At 47.6% G+C, this 1,033-nt stretch carries 1 pseudogene; it reads left to right on the forward strand.

Annotation, left to right across the window (positions count from 1 at the left end):
- Nucleotides 1–252: 252 nt before the first annotated feature.
- Nucleotides 253–1,033, forward strand: a pseudogene (locus tag FGS84_RS30675) (hypothetical protein); the annotation flags it as partial.

Raw genomic sequence — 1,033 nt, forward strand, 5'->3', positions numbered from 1 at the left:
GAAGATATGTATGAAAACGGGAATAAGATTGGCATTATGGATTAAGACAGAAAGAGGAAGCACCGCATCAATGTGGTGTTTTTTCTTTTCCCAGAAACCAGGGAAGGAAACAAGGCTTCCCGTGGTTGGAAAGGAGGATACTTGAAACAGAAGAAATATGTGTTTTTTACAGTCTCAATCTTACTGTCTTTGATACTCTCCATCCAGGTTTATGCGGTAGGGGACGGGAACCTGGATGGAGGTGGCGGAAGTATGGGACAGGGGACCAGCCAGAATTCCTGGTCACCGGGAAATGAAGGAGTGCGGGTTACCGTAATCCGGGCAGAGAGCCATGATCCGGTAACAAGACCGATTGACTTAACAAATAAGCATCCCAATATTACCTACTCCTTTGGGAAAGTCAGTAAAATGTCATATACCAAAGGAAGTGCCCTGATGATCGACACCAATCCGTATGAGTATGTGAATCCGGCACAGCCCCTACCAAGGATCATCAGCTCGAAAAGCTTGGGGCAAGCTAATATTGAGCAGATAAAAAGCTATTTTACAGATGAACAGGTGGTGCGTAGCATTGCCGGACTAACCGGAATGGACTTTGACACACTGGTGGGAGGGGAGTATAGGCTCTTATTGGAGCCGATCAGTTTCCTTAAATTTCAGGGAACCCTGATTGCGGTTACAGCAACAGAGGCAGCGCTCTATGATGAGATGTTAAGTGGTGGGCTTCGTACTGTCCTTCCAACAGTGGCATTTCAGAACCTGCCGCTTTCCATGTTTTTGGAAACACCAGATCTGGGATATCCGGCCTGGGGCGGTCCGACATCGGGAGTCCGTTCCAACAGTGAAATAAAGAGTTCCTTGGGTCTTGGTATTGTACGGTTCCGGGATGTGCCTCCAGAAGAACCGGAAATCACGACTTATGATTATGAATATCGGACGAATACGGAAGTGATTACGGCAGTAGAGGTAAGCGGCGGGCAGAGTGATCCGGATCATCCGGTATCCGTAACATTTTCCGTAGGGGGAAGAAGCT

The sequence above is a fragment of the Clostridium sp. 1001271st1 H5 genome (assembly GCF_005845215.1).
GTDB lineage: Bacteria > Bacillota > Clostridia > Lachnospirales > Lachnospiraceae > Enterocloster.